This is a genomic window from Pseudomonas sp. Sample_10, assembly GCF_004321495.1.
In the GTDB taxonomy this organism is placed as follows: Bacteria; Pseudomonadota; Gammaproteobacteria; order Pseudomonadales; family Pseudomonadaceae; genus Aquipseudomonas.
This window is the reverse complement of the sequence record NZ_RCOE01000255.1, coordinates 1-960: the sequence shown is the minus strand read 5'-3', so window position 1 is coordinate 960 and position 960 is coordinate 1. Positions and strand designations below refer to the sequence as shown.

Below are 960 nucleotides of genomic sequence, written 5' to 3'. Positions count from 1 at the left end.
GCACGGGTTTACCGCCGCGATTGAACGCCTGGGTCAATAACAGCTGATAACTCCCCAGATCCCGCCCTGCCCCGGCCTGTTCCAGCGTGGTCTGCGTGAAGTCGTGAAACTTCACTTTGACGAACGGCTTGCCCGGCCGATAGCTGCTGTCGATTCGCGCCATTCGGGTTTTGAGGGTTTCCAACAACTCCGGCAGCTTGTCCAGGCAACTGCGTAAATCCGGAAGGTCAACATCGTAGGTATTTTCGACACTGATGGACTGCCGACGGCTATCGTTATGCACCTGGCGATCATCGATCCCACGCGCCAGGCTCCAGAGTCGCTCACCAAAGCTGCCGAATTCACGCACCAGCGCCAACTTGTCCCACTCGCGCAAGTGTGAGCAATCGATGATGCCGAGCTTGCCCAACCGCTCGGCGGTGACTTTGCCGACCCCATGCAGTTTGCTGACCGGTAATCCACTGACAAAGTCTTCGACCTGATCCGGCGTGATGACAAACAAACCATTGGGTTTCTTCCAGTCACTGGCGATCTTGGCAAGAAACTTGTTCGGCGCCACCCCTGCTGACACCGTTATGTGCAGCTGATTGGAAACGCGACGACGGATATCCTGGGCGATTCGCGTGGCACTCCCGCCGAAATGAGCACTGTCCGATACGTCGAGGTAAGCCTCATCCAGAGAAAGCGGCTCGATGATCTCGGTGTAATCGCGGAAAATCGTATGAATTTCCTTCGATGCTTCTCTATAGGCGTCCATACGCGGCTTGACGATGGTCAGGTCCGGACACAGCTTCAATGCATGCCCGGAAGACATGGCCGAGCGCACACCGTAGGCCCGCGCCTCGTAATTGCAGGTGGCGATCACGCCACGCCGATCCGCCGAGCCTCCCACCGCCAGCGGCTTGCCGGCCAGGCGCGGGTCATCACGCATCTCGATGGCGGCGTAGAAACAGTCACAAT

The 960-nt window shown here is 58.0% G+C and carries 1 protein-coding gene; it reads right to left on the bottom strand.

Translation table 11 applies throughout. The features are described 5' to 3' along the window. A partial coding sequence (dinB, locus tag D8U18_RS25165; protein WP_131108813.1) for a DNA polymerase IV occupies positions 1-960 on the bottom strand: 960 nt, incomplete at both ends.